Genomic DNA, 20,033 nt, shown 5'->3' on the forward strand with positions numbered 1-20,033 from the left:
ATGCCGTTGATTTGGGATTTGTCACAAGCACGAAAGACAGTGATGCTCACGGAGTTTTCCCAAAAAAAATCTGCGGTTATTTATTGCAACTGGGGTGTGCTCCGGCTTCGGAGATTCCTCACATGATGTTTCGGCGGCACCAAGAGGCGGGGTAGGCTCAAAGATTTCGGCAAGTTCCCAGTAACATGTGCAGCGTTCGGAATGACACGGGGGTAGGTTTGGTGATGTTGAGAATTTCGTTCTGCCGTAATTCCTGACGGAGACAACTGCGGTCAGCAGTCAGCGGTCCGCGGTCTTCACATAAAAAAGCCCCGCAACCGGTATGGCAGCGGGGCTTTGGTTTTTCAGGAATTGGGAATCAATGATTAGCGGTTGCGGGCGTCTTCGATTTCGCGGACGAGGCGGTCGGCGCGGTACACGTGCCGTAGGGCTTCGAGCATGCCGCGGCTATCCACCGAAACGGCGCGGGCGCTGCGGTCGTCGAGGATGAGGGTGCTCGAGCCCATGCTTTCTACGTTGCCGTCGAAAGCGAGGCCCACAACTTCGAGGCGGGTGTTGACCACCGGCGAACCGGAGTTGCCCCCGATAATATCATTGGTGGAAACAAAGTTGAGGGGCGTAGCGAGGTCGAGCGTTGCCGATGGCGTAGCCCAGCGCTCGGGCAGCGCCCACTCCGGCTCGTTGCGGTGCGAGTGATGGCGGTCGTACAGGCCGTAAAAGGTGGTATAAGCCGGTGCGAAGGTGCCGTTGTATTCGTAGCCGGCCACAACGCCGTCTGCGATGCGGGGCGAGAAGGTTGCATCAGGCGGGATGCTCGTGCCGTAAACGGCGAACCAGCCGCGACCCAGACGGGTTTCGAGCTGATTTTCTTCCATACCGAGCATCTGAAAGGCCATGGTGTTGTCGAACAGCGTGCTGCCGAATGCCATGAAGTAATCGAGTGCCGGATCGCTCCAGCTGTCGAAATCGGTCTGCACGAAGGCCGCGGTCTGCTCCTGCGTGGCAAGGGCGGAATTTTCAACGAGGTAGCGGGCAAACGCTGCTTTGTCGCGGCCGTTGAGGATGCGGGCGAGGTATTCGGAGTCTTCCCCTAACAGGCTTGCCAGGTAGTGCAGGTGATTTTCGATCATGATGACTTCGGCTTCGGCTTCTTTGTCGCCGATATTGGCGATGCTGCCGACGGCCCGGCTGCGGGTTTCGCTGTCGAGCTCCTGATGGTTCAGGCGGTAGGCCACGAGTGCGCGCTGCAGCAGGGCTGAGCTGAGCCCGGAATTTGGCTCCATGCCGATGCTCATGAGGTACGGATAGGGCGCGAGGGAAGCCTTCAGCTCCTGAATTTCGGCAATGCGCTCAATAATGGGGATGAATTCCTCCGCCAGGGCGGGGTCTTCGCGCAGGCTTGCGATGAAGTTGTTTTCGTTATCGGTGCGGCGGCCCATCAGGTAAGGGTCGCGGTGCGCGAGTACCTGTCCGCCGTAGAGTTTCTCGGCGTTGCGCAGACCGAAAATGGTATTACGCAGCTGCTGCGCCTCTTCGGTATCCGGATCGAGGGCAAAAATGGCATCAAGCCCGTTCAGGGTGTGGTACAGGAAATTGTGAATGATGTCGAGCTGAAACTGCCCGGCGTAGGTCAGCTGTGCCACGGTGTTGAGGCGTGTTGTGCTGCCGGGGTTGCCGATCACAAAAACACCGTCGCCGCTTTCCACGCCCTGTGTGGCAAAGGGGAAGAAAAAGGGGGTTTCGAGCGGGGCATCATCTTCATATACCCGCATGAACGACATATCGAGATTGTAGCGCGGGTAGGTGAAGTTGTCGGTATCGCCGCCGTAGTAGCCGATCTGCAGCTCAGGCGCCATCACCATCCTGACATCGCTGTAGCGGCGGAAAAAGTAGGCCGAGTAGCGGCCGCCGTTGAACAGCGAAACCACCTGAACCACGATGTTGTCGCTTTCGTCAAATTCAGCACTGAGCTCGGCCTGCACCCGCTGAATCACCTGCGAGCGGACCTGCGCCTGCTGTTCGATGGGGGCGGAGTCAACTTCATCCAGAATCAGATCGGTGAGGTCGCGGATATCGACCAGCTGATCGAGGTAGTAGCCCTCAATCATGCGCTCGTCGGAGAGGGTTACGGCGTAGAAGCCGTCGTCGAGGGTGCGCTCGCCTTCCCGGCCGATTTGCGTAATCTGATCGCGCACACAGTGATGGTTGGTCATTACGAGGCCGTTAGGCGAGATGAAGGAACCGGAGCACCCGGGCAGGCGGACCGCACCGAGGCGGGCGCGCTCAAACCAGGCGTCGTCGGGGTCGAAGTTGTAGGTTTCGGCAAAGTATTCGACCGGTGCATGCTCGAAGGTCCACATGCGGCCGTTGTCGAGAATGCTCGAAGGTAGCGGCTCGAAAACCGGAAGCAGGGAAACCGGTGCCGGTTCTGTAACCGGCTGAGGAGCGGCGGGCTGCTCAGCCGTTTGCTGAGGGGCCGCGCAGGATAGCACAAAGAGAAGGCTGAAAACAGCCGTCAGGTGTTTCAGGGATGGGAATTGGTACATGAGATGAAATTTGGTTGAAAGGGAAACATAATCTGATAAAGGTACCGGATTATCAGAAAAGCTTTCACCTTTTTTTCGCAACAAAGTTGCGTTCTTTTTTTTATTTCTGTAAAGATTCAGCTCCGCAGCCGGAGCCGTACCGGACCCTTTGCCCTGCGGATACCCGCAGGCTTCCCGCGCTGCAGCACTTCAATCCGACCTTCATCAGCCAGCTTCGCGGCGGCTTTCCGCACTTCGGGCATGTGGGCCCGCCACGCATCCCCGAAAAAAGCACGGGCCGGCTCAGAGGGGCAGAACGAGGCAGTGAGCCCTCTTTCATGGGCAAACCGCAGAATGGTGTCGGTAAGGGAGGTGTCATTCTCTCGCATGTTTGCCGTTCATTTGTTTAAAAAGGCAGAATTGCCGTAATTCAGCTGCAACATCGTAAGCTCCGAAGCGGTACGATAACATTCCGATAAAATGCCACCCCACTTTAAAAAGACTGAATTCCCATGAGCTGCCTTCGCCTCATCTTTGCCATAATCCTGCCGCCGCTGGGCGTGTTTCTCACCGTTGGTATCCGTTTTTCTTTCTGGCTGAATATTTTATTTACCCTGCTGGGCTATTTACCGGGTATTGTGCATGCGGTGTGGATTATCGCAAAACATGATGCAGAGCCGCGATAGAGGCTGAAATGAGCGCAGTCGGGAGTATTGTACTTTTCGGGGGATGTGCTCACAGGCAGCGCCTCAAACAGTAGCCGGATTCCCGTACCGGAATTTGGGCTGCATCCCGACGAACCCGTCGGCATTGCCTTCCGGCCCGGATACAGTTTTCAAAAAGGCATCATCCGTCCGGGCCCGTTTTGGGCATAGCAAAGCTGCCGGGGAGACACCTAAGCCGTGTCAGAAGAATGTTTGGGGTGGTGAAACAAGTATAAAAAAATCTTAATTCTTTGTCGGGAAGGAGGGTGCCAAGTACGTAAAAAAGGCCTCTGTATGCATAAAATGAGGACAAGGCAGGCACTCTGCAAGGCGAAGCCCGGTAAGTAAGTAAATTTCCTTACAGGTTTTTATGTAAGGAAATAATGTGCTATAATCGCTTTGCCCCCGAAAACGGCCGGGGCTATTATCTCATCTAATCTTACTACTTAACATATTTGGCGTATGAAAAACAAAACCTACAGACACGGGTTACCGCTTTGGGCTGTAATGATGCTGTTTGCCTTCGTGTTCTATGCGTGCGACGCACCGGTGCAGCCTTCGGCTGATACCTCCGATTCGCGCAGCAACAGCGACCGCGGGCAGCAGGATCAGATCCCAACTTATACTATCCCTTCCGGGGATGAGCGCGATGAACTCATACCGGGCCGCTACATTGTACTGCTCAACGAAAACGCAGGGGAAGTATCCCTTGCTGCAAATCAGATTTCCAATCAGATGAACGCACAGGTTGGCCGGGTGTTCGAAAGCGCCGTTAGGGGCTTCACCCTTGAGTTGCCCGAGCAGGCCTCCGACCGCGCCCGCGAAGCCCTGATGCGTAACCCCAATGTGCGCCATGTGGAGCAGGACCGCTACGTGTACGCCTTCGGCACACAAACCAACGCAACCTGGGGCCTCGACCGCGTAGATCAGCGCGACCTGCCGCTCGACGGCACTTACACCTGGGAGCAGACCGGTCAGGGTGTTACGGCTTACATCCTCGATACCGGTATCAACTACAACCATGTGGATTTCGGCGGACGCGCCGTCCCCGGCTTTGATGCCTTCAATGACGGCCGCAACGGCAACGACTGCGACGGACATGGCACACACGTAGCCGGCACCGTTGGCGGCACGCAGTGGGGCGTAGCCAAAGACGTAGCCCTCGTTTCCGTGCGCGTGCTCGACTGTAACGGCAGCGGAACCATGAGCGGTGTTATTGCCGGTGTGGACTGGGTAACGGCCAACGCAAGCGGCCCCTCTGTAGCTAACATGAGCCTCGGCGGCGGCGCAAGCCTCGCCCTCGATACCGCGGTGCAGAACTCCGTGAATGCCGGCATCACCTACGTGGTTGCAGCCGGAAACTCTAATGCCAATGCCTGCAACTTCAGCCCGGCCCGCGCAGCATCTGCCCTCACGGTAGGTGCTACGGTAAGCAATGATAGCCGCGCATCGTACTCAAACTATGGCAGCTGTGTTGATATTTTTGCCCCGGGTTCTGCCATTACTTCGGCATGGGTGGGCAGCAACACTGCGACCCGCACCATCAGCGGTACCTCTATGGCGGCTCCGCATGTTGCCGGTGCCGCAGCGTTGTACCTGCAGGCCAACAACAATGCAAGTCCGGCGCAGGTTTTTGCAGCCATCACTGATAACGCGACCCTGAACAAGGTCACCAACAGCCTCTCCGCAAACAACCACATGCTGTACACGCTCTTTGGTGAGTCAGGCGGCGGTGATGACGGTCCGGATCCGGAACCCGAACCCGAACCCGAGCCGGAACCAGAACCAGAACCAGAACCTGAGCCTGGCGATAATCCTCCGGCAATCCAAAGCTTTTCGACAGCGAATACCTCCGGTGGCCCGTGGACCCGCAGCACCGCAACCTGGACCGTAACCGATGCTGACGGCAACCTGTCTCAGGTCCGCGTTGAGCTCCTCAACGGCACCTCTGTAGTGGACACCCGCACGGTTTCCGTAAGCGGCAACAGTGCATCCGGCTCAACGGAAGTCCGTACCCGCGGCAGCGCAAACGGCGTACGCCTCACCGTAACTGATACGGCCGGCAACAGCACAAGCGCAACCCGCGGCCTCAACGAGCAGGATCCCGGCAATGGCGGCGATGAGCCCGAAGACCCTACCGAACCTGAAGACCCCGATGAACCCGGCGACCCCGGCGACGGCGATGATCCGGTTACAGACATCACCCTCACAGGTCAGGCCTCCAAAGCACAGGGCCGTTGGGTGTCATCCCTCAGCTGGAGCGGCGCAACTTCTTCGCAGGTTACCATCGAACGGGAAGGCTCAGTTCTCATCACAACGGCGAAGACCGGCAGTTATGTGGATCAGACCAACTTCCGCGGCGGCGGCACCCTCACCTACCGCGTTTGCGAAGCCGGCACAAGCAACTGCTCCAACACCATCACGTTGTCGTTCTGATGCAGCAGCTGATGCCGTATTGAGGCTCTGAAAAGCCGCTTCAAAACTAAAGGCGAATCCCGCACAAAAGGGATTCGCCTTTTTTTTGATTTCGGGTGATGTGCACCGCGCCCTTAATCCTTGCAGCGCCACAAGGGAGCTTCCTTTCAGGGGAGCCATTTGGGTAGAAAAATCTAATGACCCGTTCTAATATTAGAATCTTGATAGAATGTCCTTTTACCCGGAACTATTTAGATATGCCATGAAAAAAATGAAAAGAAAAATGCTGTAATCCGCTTGCCTGTTAGTAGCGTCTTGTTTATTATGCAATTGCAAAACTGTGAGCATTCGTAAATTGTATTCAATTTTGACAAATTGAAGGTACCTCCTGTTTCGTAATTAAACCCGGGAAAAGCCATCCTCACAGTAGCTATGCGGGATAATTCAGAATAAGGTCTGTTGAGATTCCCGGCAATATCCCATTTTCTGATGGCAGCCTCTATCTTAATTTGTTGTATGATATGCCTTCAGGCGGGTGTAAGATACAGAACCGCTCTCGGGACTGGAGGGTGGCTGAAACCGTAAGATTTCCGCATGCGTTTGTTATGCTGCTGCTGGAATTGTTCTGATTATGTTTGAAAATAATAGTTTCTCCCTGGTAAAGATCCGGGATTTAATCCTAACAGCTATTTATAGGAAACCGGGAATGCTGTTTTCCGGATTTCGGGTCGTCATTTTGCTGGCTGGAGTTTTGATTATGTTAATACCCGGGCTTTTGAGGGCTCAGGAAGGAACAATAGCAGATACAAACATCCGGCTATACACATTTCAGGGGAACTTTAGCCTGCAAACGCACGCATTTTCAACGACACGTACGGCAAGTTTTCGTGACCCCTTAGGCATGCTTGCAAGTATGAACCTAAATTATTCGTTGCTGGGCTTTCGATCCGGGATGAGTGTTCGGTATTCGACTGAAAACTCACAGTTCAGGCAAAGTATGAACAGGGTAAGTTTCCGGGCCGGCTGGAGGTGGATTGATGTTGCTGCGGGCGATGTAAACCCGACTTTCAACCGGTTCAGCCTCAGAGGGCTTAACGTAAGGGGAGGGGAGGTAGAACTCAGCCCGGGCAGTTTTTCGGCGCATTTTGTTCTTGGAAGGGCAAACAGGAAAGTTGATGCTTTCGGAGATACCGGTTCACGGATGCTTAGCTACGAAAGATGGCTGTATGGTACAAGACTGCGCTTTGGTTCTGAGAATAGGTCTAACTTCGGACTTGGTATTGTCTATGCGCTTGATCGGGATGATGAATTAATGCCGCCGGCACAATCAGGTGAAAGCTTTGTGTTCGGAGGAAGGGTTCCGGTTCCGGAAGAAAACCTGACCATCAGCCCTGATTTCCGACTCATGCTGTTCGATAATCGTTTTGAAATGCGTGCAGAGAATACCGTTTCTGTGTTTACACGTGATACACGTGCGGAGGCGATTGATCTTAGCGAAGCCGGGATTCCGGATTTTGTGACCGGGCTGTATCGTGTTCGTACCTCTACGCGGGCTAACTTTGCAACCCATGTAAATACGAGATTTAATCTAACACCCCTAACCCTGGCAGTTGGCTTTGAACGTGTTCAGCCCGGTTTCCGGTCATTAGGTTTACGGAATATTAAAGACGATGACCAAAGCATAAGCATTCAGCCGCAGCTAATGCTGCTTGGAGGCAGGCTCGGGATTTCCTCCAGCCTGCGATTCGGTCAGGATAATTTACTTAATCAAAGAGTATCAACCCTTTACCGAAATGATATGGCCGTGAATGTTCAGGCGCAGCTTTCACCGGAGCTGTCGCTATCGGGCGGTTACAATGTGCTGATAAACAGCGCCCGCAATACCGGGACTTCTGACGATGATGTGCTGCTTAACTATCCTGAGCAAACCATCATTTCTCACAATTTCAGTTTCCAGCCTTCTTATACATGGCTTGCTTCCTCATCTACGCATTCGTTTTCTTTGAGCGCAATGTATCAGATGCTGAATATCGATATCGACAATGTGGACCGTGACCTGGACAGTTCTTTTTTTTCGACCTCAGGCTCCTACAACCTCTCTGTATTTAGCGGACTTAGTCTTACAGGCGGTGTAAATTATGCCGGTGGAAGTTCGCCCGGCAGCGACTTTTCTGTTACCGGGTTTACCGTAGGTTTGGGGCATGCACTATTCGACCGAAAGGTGAATGTGAACCTGAATGGTGGTCTGTCTCAAAACACAACCGAATCTGCTTTTGGTGATCAAACCCTCCGGCAATCGCAGCGACAGCTTAACGGCAACGCATCTGCCATATACCGTCCCGCACAACAGAGTACCATCCGGCTCACGGCCCGTACGGTAAGCAATACACAGATTGAGGGCACCGGTATGGGTTTTCAGGAGTTTGAAGTGAGATTAATTATTGATCAGCGATTTTAAATGACCCGTATGATAACACCATTTTCACCGGAAAGATTGAAACAAACAGGGCTTATATGGCTTGCACTTGCAACGCTGCTGAGCCTGCTGTTTTTCGGTACGGCACAGGCACGGCAGGATATCGCACAGTTCACGGTAACTGGTCTTCCGCCTGTGCTGGGCTCGGCTACTTATGAAGAGTTACGCAGTAACTATGATGCTGGAATGTATCAGTTCATGTTTAACTACAGCGGCAACAGTACGCGTACTTTTCGTTTTCAGGTTCTTTTTTTAAAGGACGGGGAAATACTTTGGAACGACACAAGCAACCCGGTAGATTTTGAACCCGGCTTTTTTATGTTTGAAAACTTTTTTGAGGAAGTCAGCTTTCCGGGTTCAGTTTCGGATGTCTTTGAAAATCTGCCGGCTTCTTTCATTAGTCAGATCATCCAGACAGGTGTGCTTCCTGAGGGCAGCTATTCATTCCGGGTAACGCCGCAACCGGTTAACATGACTCCGCCTGTTAGTGTAATTCCCTCTGTTTCAAACTTTGTTGTACGCCTTCCTCAGCCGCCTGCATTGCTGATGCCCCGTGATGAAGCGATAGTTTCACTCGCTGTGCCGGTATTTACATGGACCCCGGTTGTTGCAATCGGAAACCTTTCGGTGGAATATGTTTTCCGCATCGTAGAACTGCTTGATGGCCAAAACCCCGGGGATGCGATGGTGAGTAACCCCATTTATCATGAACAGATACTCTCGCAAACATCATTACCTTACACCCCTAATCTGCCGCCTTTAGAGCAGGGCCGGCAGTATGCATGGCAGGTAACTGCCCGCGATGCTGCCGGCGTAGTGCCTTTTGCGGGCGAGGGAAACAGCCCCGTGTTCACGTTTAGTTTTGGCGAGCAAGCGCCCCCGCCTCCGCCGCCGGGTTCAGGCACACCCCTGGTGCTGATCCCGGGATTTATGGAACTGCTCGATTGGGAAATATGGCTGTTACCTCAGCCGGGCAATACCTTTGTTTTGAATGGCTTCACGCAACTAAGGGTCACGCTGCCCAATGGCTCGTCTCGAAACTTTCGGGTATCTATGAACAGATTAATGCTGCGCGATCGTCATAACCCTGAATTGCTGAGCGGCAGCATCCGCTTTGAAGAAAGCACAGATCCCCTGGTACAAATGTACCGGGAGGCCGGTCTGCTTCCTCTGTGGGCTACGTTTGAATTGCCCTCATGGACCCCGCAGGACGGTTTAAAGGTAAGTACATTTATAGAACTGCACGACATTCAGCGCATCCGTGCCGGTCGGTTAAACCTGACTCAAAACGGACTTTCTGGCACAGTAAACGTTAACCGTGCGGGTTTTTTCACCTATTCAGATGGTTTTTTGGATGCGCGGCTGAATTCGCTTCAGGCCGAGTTTCCTTCAAATCAGCTAACCGCCGCAGGTACGTTTTCACTGTTTGGAAGCACAACGCCATGTCAGATTACCGGTTTGAGCGGCACAGGGTCTGAGCTTAGCGGTTCTGTTAATTGCTCTGCCGGGCAGCAGTTTCCGCTGGTTGAGGGAAGTGCTGCCGGGCAGCTTGCTGTCAATCGTACCCTTGGCAATATGTCGCTGGATTTAAGTGACAATAGCTTTGGATATGATTTAATTATCAGGAGCCGTGTCGAACTGCTAACGGCAGAGGGTAGCTACTGCGGTACCGCCATCGATATGAACCTCAACCCGACGGGCCTGACTCGGGGCAATACCAGACCATTTGCCTGCCCCGACATCCGGCCTGAGCTTAATCTGGGCCTGATGCGGCTTTCCATGCAGCAGCTTACAGTTGAAAACCTGACCCTTGACAGCGCAGCCGGCAGCTGGGATTTTGAGTTGGGTATTAACGGAAGTTTCCGGATTCCGGAAATGGGTAACTGGACTTCCGCGCAGCAGTCGGGCATTAGCCTCTCTCCTGAAGGCCTGGATTTGCCCGGAATTAACTTTGCTACGCAGCTCATACCGCTACCAGTTTACAATAGCGATCCTTTCAGGGTGCAGGTTCAACAGTTGGACACGGAGTCGCTTCTTTGGCCATTATTTGCACCGCAATTGGCTGCACCAGGGCCCTGGGAGCTGAGTTTTAACGGAATGGCCTCAACATTAAACTCACAGCAACTGCCTGCCTGCCTGCGTAATCTGTCATTTGAATTTCAAAACGGGCGAGTACACCAGGATCGCCTTATTGCTGATATTCCGGCTGCACAGCTGCAGAACTGCGAAGTTACAGAAGGACCGTACCTCAGTCTTGCGCTTGATGGTCTTAGCGGTCAGTTTGGCAGCAGATGGCTGGTTGATGGCAGTACAGAACCTTTGTCAGTATTAAATTTATCCGGTTCTTTTTTCCCGGGTGATGCGTTCAGTTGCGGATCTGATAACAGGGTAAGCTTTGAATTGGGAGAGCTTTTTTTTAACAGCGGCTTTTCCGGTAACATAGCCGGAATTTTACAAAACTGTACCCTCGGGTTTGGGGTGTTTTCAGCAGTTATAACCTCAGCAGAAGCTGTTTTTTCAGGGGGCGGGTCAGTACCGCAGCAGGCCGGAATAACCGGTACCGCCGATCTGCTGCTTCCTGACGGTATCCGGATTCCGGGCAGTTTCACCTGGGATCTGATAAACGGAGAATTCAGCGCTCTTAATTTTGAAATCAACCGATCCCTCAATTTCGCTTATCCCGCTGAAGACCCACTGCTAACATTCCGGTTGAATAATGTCATACTTAGTGAAAACGGGCTCGGGGTAAACGGCCGGCAGCTTATTCTGATGAACGGGCAGAGCCGCGGGGTAACGTTTGATAATGCAGTTTTTTCAAAAATATCCGGTCACATGATGAGCGGCCGCGCGCTTTTTGATGAGCCTTTCGCATTACTTGCTGAAGTCGGAACGGAAAACGACGGCTTTCAGATAGCTGCGGTTCCCGCCAATGCGGAAATTACTCTCGACAGTGCCCTGTTGCTCAACACCAATGACAGCCTGGAGCTAACGCCAGGCGGCTTACAGGTAAGCGGTGAATCAACCGCAAAACTAATGCTTAACAGCAAAACTGTATTTGAAGGGATGCAGGTGCAGTATCACCCGGCTTTTATGGTTTTTCCTGTTCACGGGCAGGGCTTTCAGATTAGTGCTTACGCAGAAGTATTTCATGAAGGGGGATGGATTGGTGTTCTGGACAATCAGGGGGTGTACCTTACAGATTTTGATTTGGATTTTGTTCTGCCCGAGCGGTTAATGCTTCCGGGCACCGATACAGCCTGGCTTCAGCTCAGAGAGGGTGAAAACTGGCTTGTAGATGCCGTGCAGGATGCAAACGGAAATTTTGCTGTCAGCGCTTTGCCGGGCGTTCAGCCACGTTTGGTTGTGCCGTTTCTGAACCCATCAGACCCGCCCGTTTTTTCTGACATAACTTTTGACGGGCTTGTGATAAGTGGAAATCAGGTGGTACCTGCGGTGCTGGGTGGAAGGGTTATCGCGCAGCTTTCCGGTGAAAGCTGGCCCGGTACAGCATCTTTACCCCTCAGTCTTCAGCAAATAAGTGCCGGTATGGATGCAAACGGTGAGAGTAATGAACCTGCGCTGCACCTGAGCGGAAACCTCAACCTTTTTGATGTAACCTTTGATTCGGCATTGCCCCTTACCTTTATTGTACAGAATGATGGCATTCTCCGCGGAAACTTTGAAAATGATCCGGCCGAAGCCTTACTGTATTTTCAGGGGGAGCAAATGCGGCTGCGAACCCGGAAAATCAGCGGCTCTTTCATACAGGGCCGACAAGGAGTGCCTGCTCTTTTTAGCTTCGCTTTTGATGCAGCCCTTGACGTAAATACCGGCAACAGCTGGCAGGAAACAGCACAGGCCTTTTTTACCCATAGCAGCAGCGGCACAACACAGCTCGTTGATTTTGAACCGGTTTCTTCCGCACAGCCGCCTTCGGTTTTGCTGGCATCCGGCCTCAGCCTGTTGCTGCAGCGGGCTGAGGTACTCACGGGCTTTGGGTTTGCCGCAGAAACAGGCTTCACGGGCGAACTCGAACTGCTTGCCCGGCTAAAGCTAACCATAGGTGAGTCTTTTGCAGTTTTTCCGGTTTCCGGTGTTGCGTGGAGCGGCAACGGAATCACCGTGCCGCAACAGCAGGTCAGCCGGGAAAGCTTCCCCGGTTTAACTCTCCCAACGGTTCAATATGCCGGTTATCCGCTAAGCCTGCTTGCGGTGCGCCTGCTGCAAGCACTCAACTTCAGCCTTCCGGCCACAGATGAAACCCTTTTGCCAGAAAATGCTTTCCGATTTGATTTGCAGGCACAGCTGCCGGCATGGCTGCAGCAAACGGAGCTGAACCCGCCCGATGGGTTGCTTTTTCCTGATGTAGCGTACCAGAGCGGATTACTTTCAGGCGAGATGGAGCCGTTCGAGCCGCTGGATGGTGCTGAAATTTTTGCTTCACAAACTATTGACGACATAATTCTTCTGGCTGAACGCCTTGAGGGAACTTTAGCGGGCGAGGGCGGGCAGGCTTCGCTCACCCTGAGCGTATCCGGTGAAACTGCTTCTATCGGCAGTTTCGTACCCCAACAGGGGGAAAATTGTAGTGCCGGCTCTGCATTCACCCTAACAATCAGCCCCGATGCAGACGGGCTGAGCGGTGTAATTGATGATGTGAAACCCTGCGGGCGTTTTGTGCTGGGCCCGCTTTCACTATCCGCTGAAAGTGTACAGCTTGGCTTAGGGGAAGTACAGGAACGCTGGCTGGCTGAGTTGCAGGGCGAATTCAGTCTTCACCTGCCCGGCGCCGACGGCACCGAACGAATTTCAAGTGGTAACATTTCATTCGACCTCACTACCAGGCGGTTAAGCAGCGGATCGGTCATCGTAACGGAATCTTTTGAAGTTGCAATGCCATGGAATGAACCCGAACCGTTTTTCTCCCTGCAAGGCAATGAAGCCGTCTTGGATCAGAACGGATTCGTTATCAGCGGTACAGGGAATATGCGAAGCGGCAGCGCAGTTTCAGCCGTACAGTACAACAACCTTAACCTTCGGTTGGATGAGCCAGGAATTTTGAGCGGAAGTGCTGTAATTGCTCCCGATTTCCAATTGATGGTATTGCTGAGCCCGACAGGCTTTTTGCTTTTATCAGATGAAGAAGTGTTTGAGGCTGACCGTATGCTAAGTATCCAACCGCAGCAGCCGGTAAGCCTGAATGCTGCCGGATTTGTGTTCTCAGATAACGGCACCGGATTCTTAAGGTTCAGCGAGGAAGAATACGACGCTCTGCAGCTGGTTTTTGAGGAAGATTTTACCCTCAATACAGAAGGAATAGCGATAACACGAGGCGCGGTAGATGTATTTACGGCAGAGCAATTGCCGGAAGCTGATGTCCCGTTGGCTGTATTATCTGCCAATGGTTTTTTTATTCAGGACGGCTCTGTGGTGGAACTTCCTGACCGGCTAATACTGTCTGACGAGCTGATCGCTTTCGTGAATACCCGTAACGCTGCCAATCAGCTTGTTGTAAGCATAACTGATGAAGAAGGTGGCTTTCGCATAAGCAGCGTGGGAATGCAGCCCATTGGTTTCCCTGCTTTAACCCCTCAGGGAGCGCCGCTCATTGAATTGCCAGCCCAGTTTAGCCTTACCACTGACGCGCTTTTTAATGTAACAGGGGGCACGATCACCCTTTCGGAAGAGCTGCCGCTGCAAACAACCAATGCCTTACTGCCTGCAACCCTTACCGGTTTGCGGTTTTCATCCTCGGAAGTTACCCGCTTAAAAGCTGTTGTTCAGCCGGAGCTACCCGACTTGTTTTTGGCCGGCGCAGCCGAACAGCAGCTGTTTGAAAGCGAGTTCCGGTTAGTACCCTCCGGGCTTGCCACGCAAACGGTCACCATTGGCAGTGCGTCCGCTCAACCCGGAGAGGCTGAAGCAGTATTAACTTCTGTTCTTTACGAAGGCGGGGAAGGTGACGCCGCTGAGTCGGGGCAGTTTCGCGCGGATATCACAGGTGTGATATTGCGCGCCGGAACCGATGCTGAGCCTGCACTTGAAGTGAGCGGCAGGTTTAGTGTTTCCCGTATTAATGAAGGGCTCCCTTCATTTGAATTTACTGCTGCCCGGCTGGCCGGTGTATCGCAGCAGGAATGGAGTTGGGATGTAAAGCCTGCGGCCGAATCCCTGTTTGTAGGCCAAACAGAGATAATTCCTGACGGCAACGTGCCCGTAAGCCTTGAGGCCAGTGCACAGGTCTTTAAACTTCAGCTTAACGGCCTTGCCCGGTTCACCAACCTCCCCGGCGAAACCCTTACACTTGCTTTTGGTGGTATTCAGTTCGGCGTGACACAGCTAAACACTTCACCTGTATATACATTTCAAACCGTCACAACAACCGGCGCACAGGATCCGCAGCAGCTCATTTTATTCGATGGCGCTGCCGGTTTAACCCTGAGTACCTACACATTCGGAATTGATGATGAAGGCCTGAATCTTACCACTTCGGGGAACCTGGATTTTTACGGGGAGTTGCTTCCGTTTTCCTCCCTCCACCTAAACGGAGCAGGTGGCTTTGAAATGGCAGAGCCAGCCGTCGATGATGATGGGAAATGGCTGCTAAGTGAGCATCTTGTGCTGCACGGGGCCGGTTTGGAAATCATGACTGATGAGGGTGCTCAGCAGGGAACCCTCGCACTTCGTGCACAGATTGCATACCGCCTCCCCGAGCCTTTTACCTACACGGAAGAGCCGGCCGGATTTTTTGACTACCTGATGTATCGCGGTGATGATAACGAAATAACAACACGTAAAGAAATAGGCGGTTTACCGGCAGGTACATTTCCGGTTCAGGCCTCTGTTCAGATGGGAACCTTCGGGCTGCTGGAGCTTACGCGGCTGATGCCCTTGCTGAACCCGTTTAATTTGGCCGAAACAGCCCTTCATGTAAATGTAGCGGTCAAAACCAGCCCGGAGCAGGGAAATGATGAAACCCAACCTGTAATTATGCTCGGTAATACCGAACAGCCGGGTATTTTGGTGAGCCGCACGAACGCGGGTGGTCTGGGGTCGCAGGTATCATTCGCAGTAACCTCGAACGAACCTTTTGAAACAGGATCAGGGCTTTTCCGGCTTTCGATTCCCGCCGGTGCTGTTTCTATGGAAAGTAGTCAGGGCACCTTTTTGCTGAAAATGGGTGGTACAGCCGGATTTAACCTGACTGAAGTTTCATCTTCATTTCCTTATACGGGCTTAACTGTAGATCTTGGCGGAAATGTGAGCGGAGGAAGCCTGGAGGGTGCTCTGGATATCAGCATTGCGGGGATAATGCAGCTTGAAGCGGGAGGTTTTTACAGGTATAACAACCCTGATGGTGCCGAGCTTACCATAACCGATACAAGATCGCGCACTCCGGATGCGCTTCAGGCGCTGATTGGGCAGTCCGAGACCGCTTCCGTTCAGACCACCACCATCTCTAATGTTGTAGAGGTATTGTGCTTCGGCAGCTGTCCGGCTGAGCTTACAGATGTGCCGCTTAGCACTGCCGGAAACCCGGGTTCGGCTTTGAACTTCAGCATTTCAGCTGAGTCAAACAATAATCGCGGGATGAGCGGACAGGTTGAGCGGTTTTTTATGTACCGCACCTCAGATGGCAGCAGTTCTATGTATGTTGAACAGGTGCAGCTGGTTTTTGATGATTTGTTTGTAGCCAATCTCGATATGAAGTACCAGCTCCGTAATGGCGAGGTAAGCTTGCAGGCAGGAGGTGTGGGCGCATTTTCAAACGGGTTATCTGATCTGGAAACCCTGTTTGTCGGAAATTATTCTTCCGTTGTAGCCGCTAATTTCAGGCGAAGAGGCGGGGAAAACAGTTTCGGATTGTTTTTTGGAATCAGCCTGGGGGCTGGTGTTACAATAGTGCCCAATATGATCGCCATATCACAGGTAGGGGGCGGCTTTTTTTACAGACCCGAACAGCAGGAGATTGATTTAGTCCGGACCTCTCTGGCAGCATTTGGCCATGATCTTGTAAATCCGGCCGGTTTTCAGCAGGCAGCAGGCAGTTCTTTTTCCGGAATGCTGTACGGGAACATTGGTATAGGTCCCAGTGTGGGTGCCAACAGTAAGGTTGAAGGTCAGGCATTTGTGAGCATAGCGAGTCACCATTTTTATATTGATGCCCGCGCAACGCTTATGGGGCAGCGGGATGGTGACTCAAGGCAGGTGGCGGGTATGCGGGCTACAGGCGAGTTCGCTGCTTCCGTTCTCCGGGGCGGGCTGGGAGAAAATGCAATATTAATCAGTATTGAAGCTGATTTCTTCATGCCCTATATCCTTACTGCCGGAGGCAGTCTGGAGTTTTTCTACCTCAGCCGGAGTAATCAGAACCCTCTCGTTGGTTTTGTAGGAGCAGGGCATATTTCTGTACTTGGAGGGCTGCAGGAAGGGGAAATTGAAATTCTTGGAGGCAACGACGGATTTTTGTTCAGCGGGGGGCTGTCCAACACAATCGGCATTCCTCTTTTCAATGTTACCGGAACAGTCGGGTTTTCTTTCTGGGCGATTAATGCTGATTTTGCCACTATGCCCCTGGGAGGATATCTGAGCTTTGAGGCACAGATAAACCTTCTCATTGCAACTGTTAGTGCCAATGTTACGGCTGCACTGGTCCAGCGAAGCTCGGGCGGGTTCGCATTTACCGGAGCAGTCAGGGGCTGTTCAACAGTTAACCTGATTGTTACTACCGAACAGATCTGTGCAGATGCCTGGTTTCAGTTAGCAAACCCGGGCGGAGTAAGTAGTGGCGTGGGCAATAACCGTGGTAATGCGCTTATTTCAATGGCAAAGGAACAGCAGGATACTTTCAGAAGCAGGCTTGGAGGGCTGCGGCAGCAGGTGGAATGGGTTGCGCAGTCAATGAAGCAGGCCGAAGATCTCGCGCGTATTGCCCGTGACCGGGCGCGTTTGGAAAGAACAACTCCGGCCGGAGAGGAAGTCGTAAGGGCGGGTGTTAATTTCTTTAGAAAGCCTTTTGCTGAACGTGAGGTTTGGGTTGCGTCCATGAAGCAGCTCGCGTTACAGCGCGGAAACACAGGAGCCCCTGCACCCGTATTGGCTAACTTTTTGAATAATTACGCCCTTGCTGAAAATCCGTTCGAACCCATGGCAACACAAGCGGCTGAGTCAGGATTTGATGCGCTCACTGCTTCTATTGAAGAAGCAGAAACCATTTTGGCCATGTTTGAGGATTTTGACCAAAACCTGCTTGCCGCAATTACGCTGTATGAGGAGTCCTCAGCATTATTTGATCAGATGGATGAAGCTTTTGCTTCCAACCCCGTAACCAGCGTCGTGAGGCCGGAGCCCACGGCTAACCCCTTGCAGTCAGTATCCTTTAGTCTTGATACCGGCCGGGCTGAGCAGCAGCAAAATCTTATGAGTACATACCTGGAAGAGCTTCGGCTTGCAGATTTGCAATACCGTGAAAGCATTGTTGCTGTTACCGCAAATCTTGACGCTGTAAAAAGTCTGATGTACGATGATGCACAAACATCGCTGATGAGCCTCACAGAGCCTTTCCGAAACACTATTGAAAGTTTTGAGCGCTATTATAGCACAGAAGCAGAACGCCTGTGGTCAGAAGCGCTTTGGGCAAGGGAGCTCTCCGATAGTTTTGAAGCTTCTATTCCTTATTTGAATACCAAAGTAGCTAATTACAGAACGGATAGTCAAATTAATCAGCCATATGCCCGGCAAAATGTTGACAATGAAGCCACCCGCCACGCACAGCGGATACATTTCATTGAGTTGCTTGCTTCAGGTGCGGCCCAGCCTTCCTCATGGCAGACCGGCGCGCAAAGCGACAGACCACAGGCTGCTTTTAATGCGCTTCGTCACAGATCGAACATTCAGGTCGGGCTTAGGGCCGAATCGCTGCGTGAGGTTTATGGTCAGTTTTACTTTGATATGTACAAAAACAGCCTGCCGGTAGTTGAAGCCCTGGCACTTAATGACATGAAAGAGGTACAAGATCTCAGGGATGAGCATCGCGAAACAGTATTTGAGCCCGTTCGTGCCCTTACCGGTCAGATAGACAGTTTTTATAATATTCAGGCCAATCTTACAGCTTTATTGTGGAATCTGAACAACAGTTATGTGGACTGGCGCCTGAATATGACTGATGCAGAAGAGCTTCTTGGCGATGCCCCTGATATTTCCCTTTACGAGCAGGCATTGCAGCAGCTCTCTCAGCAGCTGCAGCCTCCTCAAATCACGGCTGTTATTGCCGAACAGACTGTGACAACAAACCAAAGCATGACGCCCGCTGAGATTTTCTTTACAGCAACGCATCCCGTGGAAATCATTGAAACAGCTATACAGTACCGCATCGGGCTGCCGCTTCAGGATGGCGAGCCTATAGAACCCGATAACTCATTCATGACGCTGGGCAGCGCTACCGGCAGCAATATTGTGTTAACGGCCTCTTTAGTTCCGGGCGCAGAAGTTATAAACCCGCTTAGCAATCCACATATTTCATTAGGTTTTCGGGTTAGAGGGGCAGCGGGTATTCCGGCAGTGAGGCGCGGTAGTTTTCGGGTTCTCAATGAGTTTAATGCTGCAACTATCGGAACTCCGGGCGGCTCACAAACCGAATCGGGCGAAGTGTTGCCAATTTCAGCAGCCCCTCCTCAGGCTCCTCTTATTGAGATGGGGGATGGATTTATCATCCATGTCAACGAGGAACAAACCGAATACTGGGTTATTGATCGTGGGCAGATCAATATCAGGCTTACTTCACATGATGCCGTTTCCGGGATTGGGCGTTTTCAGTACGCACTTGGAACAAGCCCCGGCGATACAACCGTTGTTGGCTGGACCGACCTTCAGGGAGAGCGGCTGAGCCTGCCTGACATACCCGCGGAGCAAATCAGGGCACCCTTTAGTTTTCAGGCCATGCAGCAGGGCACCCGCTATTATGTGTCGGCGAGGGTAATCAATAACGACAACTGGAGGAGTGAGGCAACAGCCTCCCCCTACCCGATTATTTATGAATCAGACCCGCCAGGTGAGCCTGTGCTTACTTTTATCCCTCAGCCAGCCGTGCCATTTTGGAATAAGGCCAGTTCACAGGTTCAGATTTCCCAATTAAGGTCCGTTGATTCAATTCCTGAGTCGTTCTTCATGCCGTACGTTCCTAATGACGCATTGTGGGCGCAAATGAGTATTCCAACTGAGCCGGCAAAGCTTGCTTTCCAAAACGTTCAGGTCAGTCCGCCGAGTTCAGGTGTGCGTCATTTTGAATATGTTCTTAGCCGAAATGAAGAAGTGCCGTTTGAACAGTTTCAAAACGGCGCGGCAAGAATTCATGAAGCAGATCAGCCCTTAACTATCACATCAAACCTTGAAGATCCTGTTTTCAGAAACCACAAGTATCCGATGTATGTGCACATCAGAGCGATCAGCAATTTTGGTTATCCGGGACCAATAAATACCAGTGGCCCTTATGCCGTAGAGGATCCAACTGTCCCCTGGTTTGGCCACCTTTTTGTGGCACATCGGGTAAACCGGCCGAGGGATATTGATATTTATATTTGGGTACCACCCTCTGACCCCGAGTCTGATGTACTTGGCTATGAATACTCAATTATTCAGCGCCCTCACGGCAGTAATTTCCACGATATTTCGGTTCCTACCATCGTCACAAGAGATTTCCCGGCTGGTGATGCCGTTGATATCCCCTGGGATCATCAGATGTCGGTGGATAGGTTCTTTAATCCGGACAGTCCGCCACCGCCGCTTACGCCTGCTTTTCATATTAATACCGGGAGCATAGACAGGTTACCGGGTCATGATGTGTACCTTATTCTCCGCGCCATCAATACGCAGGGCTATACATCTATGAGAGATGTTTACGGCCCGCTTCCGTAA

At 52.3% G+C, this 20,033-nt stretch carries 6 protein-coding genes; 4 read left to right on the forward strand and 2 right to left on the reverse strand.

Features of this window, described 5'->3' with window-relative positions; genetic code table 11:
• Positions 1-365: 365 nt before the first annotated feature.
• Positions 366-2,546, reverse strand: a complete 2,181-nt coding sequence (locus LAT75_RS07850) for a S46 family peptidase (RefSeq protein ID WP_291482093.1) — start codon at positions 2,544-2,546, stop codon at positions 366-368.
• Between the two features lie 116 nt (positions 2,547-2,662).
• Positions 2,663-2,914: a DUF3253 domain-containing protein gene (locus LAT75_RS07855; RefSeq protein WP_291482094.1), complete on the reverse strand. Its 252-nt coding sequence runs from the start codon at positions 2,912-2,914 to the stop codon at positions 2,663-2,665.
• A 123-nt stretch (positions 2,915-3,037) separates the two neighbouring features.
• Between LAT75_RS07855 and LAT75_RS07860 the strand changes: the two genes are divergently transcribed.
• From LAT75_RS07860 to LAT75_RS07875, 4 genes are all read left to right on the forward strand, one after another.
• Positions 3,038-3,211 (forward strand): YqaE/Pmp3 family membrane protein, encoded by a 174-nt coding sequence (locus LAT75_RS07860; RefSeq protein WP_291482095.1) that lies wholly within the window; start codon positions 3,038-3,040, stop codon positions 3,209-3,211.
• Between the two features lie 480 nt (positions 3,212-3,691).
• Positions 3,692-5,665: a S8 family peptidase gene (locus LAT75_RS07865; RefSeq protein ID WP_291482096.1), complete on the forward strand. Its 1,974-nt coding sequence runs from the start codon at positions 3,692-3,694 to the stop codon at positions 5,663-5,665.
• Between the two features lie 976 nt (positions 5,666-6,641).
• Positions 6,642-8,102 (forward strand): hypothetical protein, encoded by a 1,461-nt coding sequence (locus LAT75_RS07870; protein WP_291482097.1) that lies wholly within the window; start codon positions 6,642-6,644, stop codon positions 8,100-8,102.
• A 36-nt stretch (positions 8,103-8,138) separates the two neighbouring features.
• Positions 8,139-20,033: a hypothetical protein gene (locus LAT75_RS07875; protein ID WP_291482098.1), complete on the forward strand. Its 11,895-nt coding sequence runs from the start codon at positions 8,139-8,141 to the stop codon at positions 20,031-20,033.

The sequence above is a fragment of the Cyclonatronum sp. genome, assembly GCF_022565315.1.
Taxonomy (GTDB): Bacteria; Bacteroidota; Rhodothermia; order Balneolales; family Cyclonatronaceae; genus Cyclonatronum.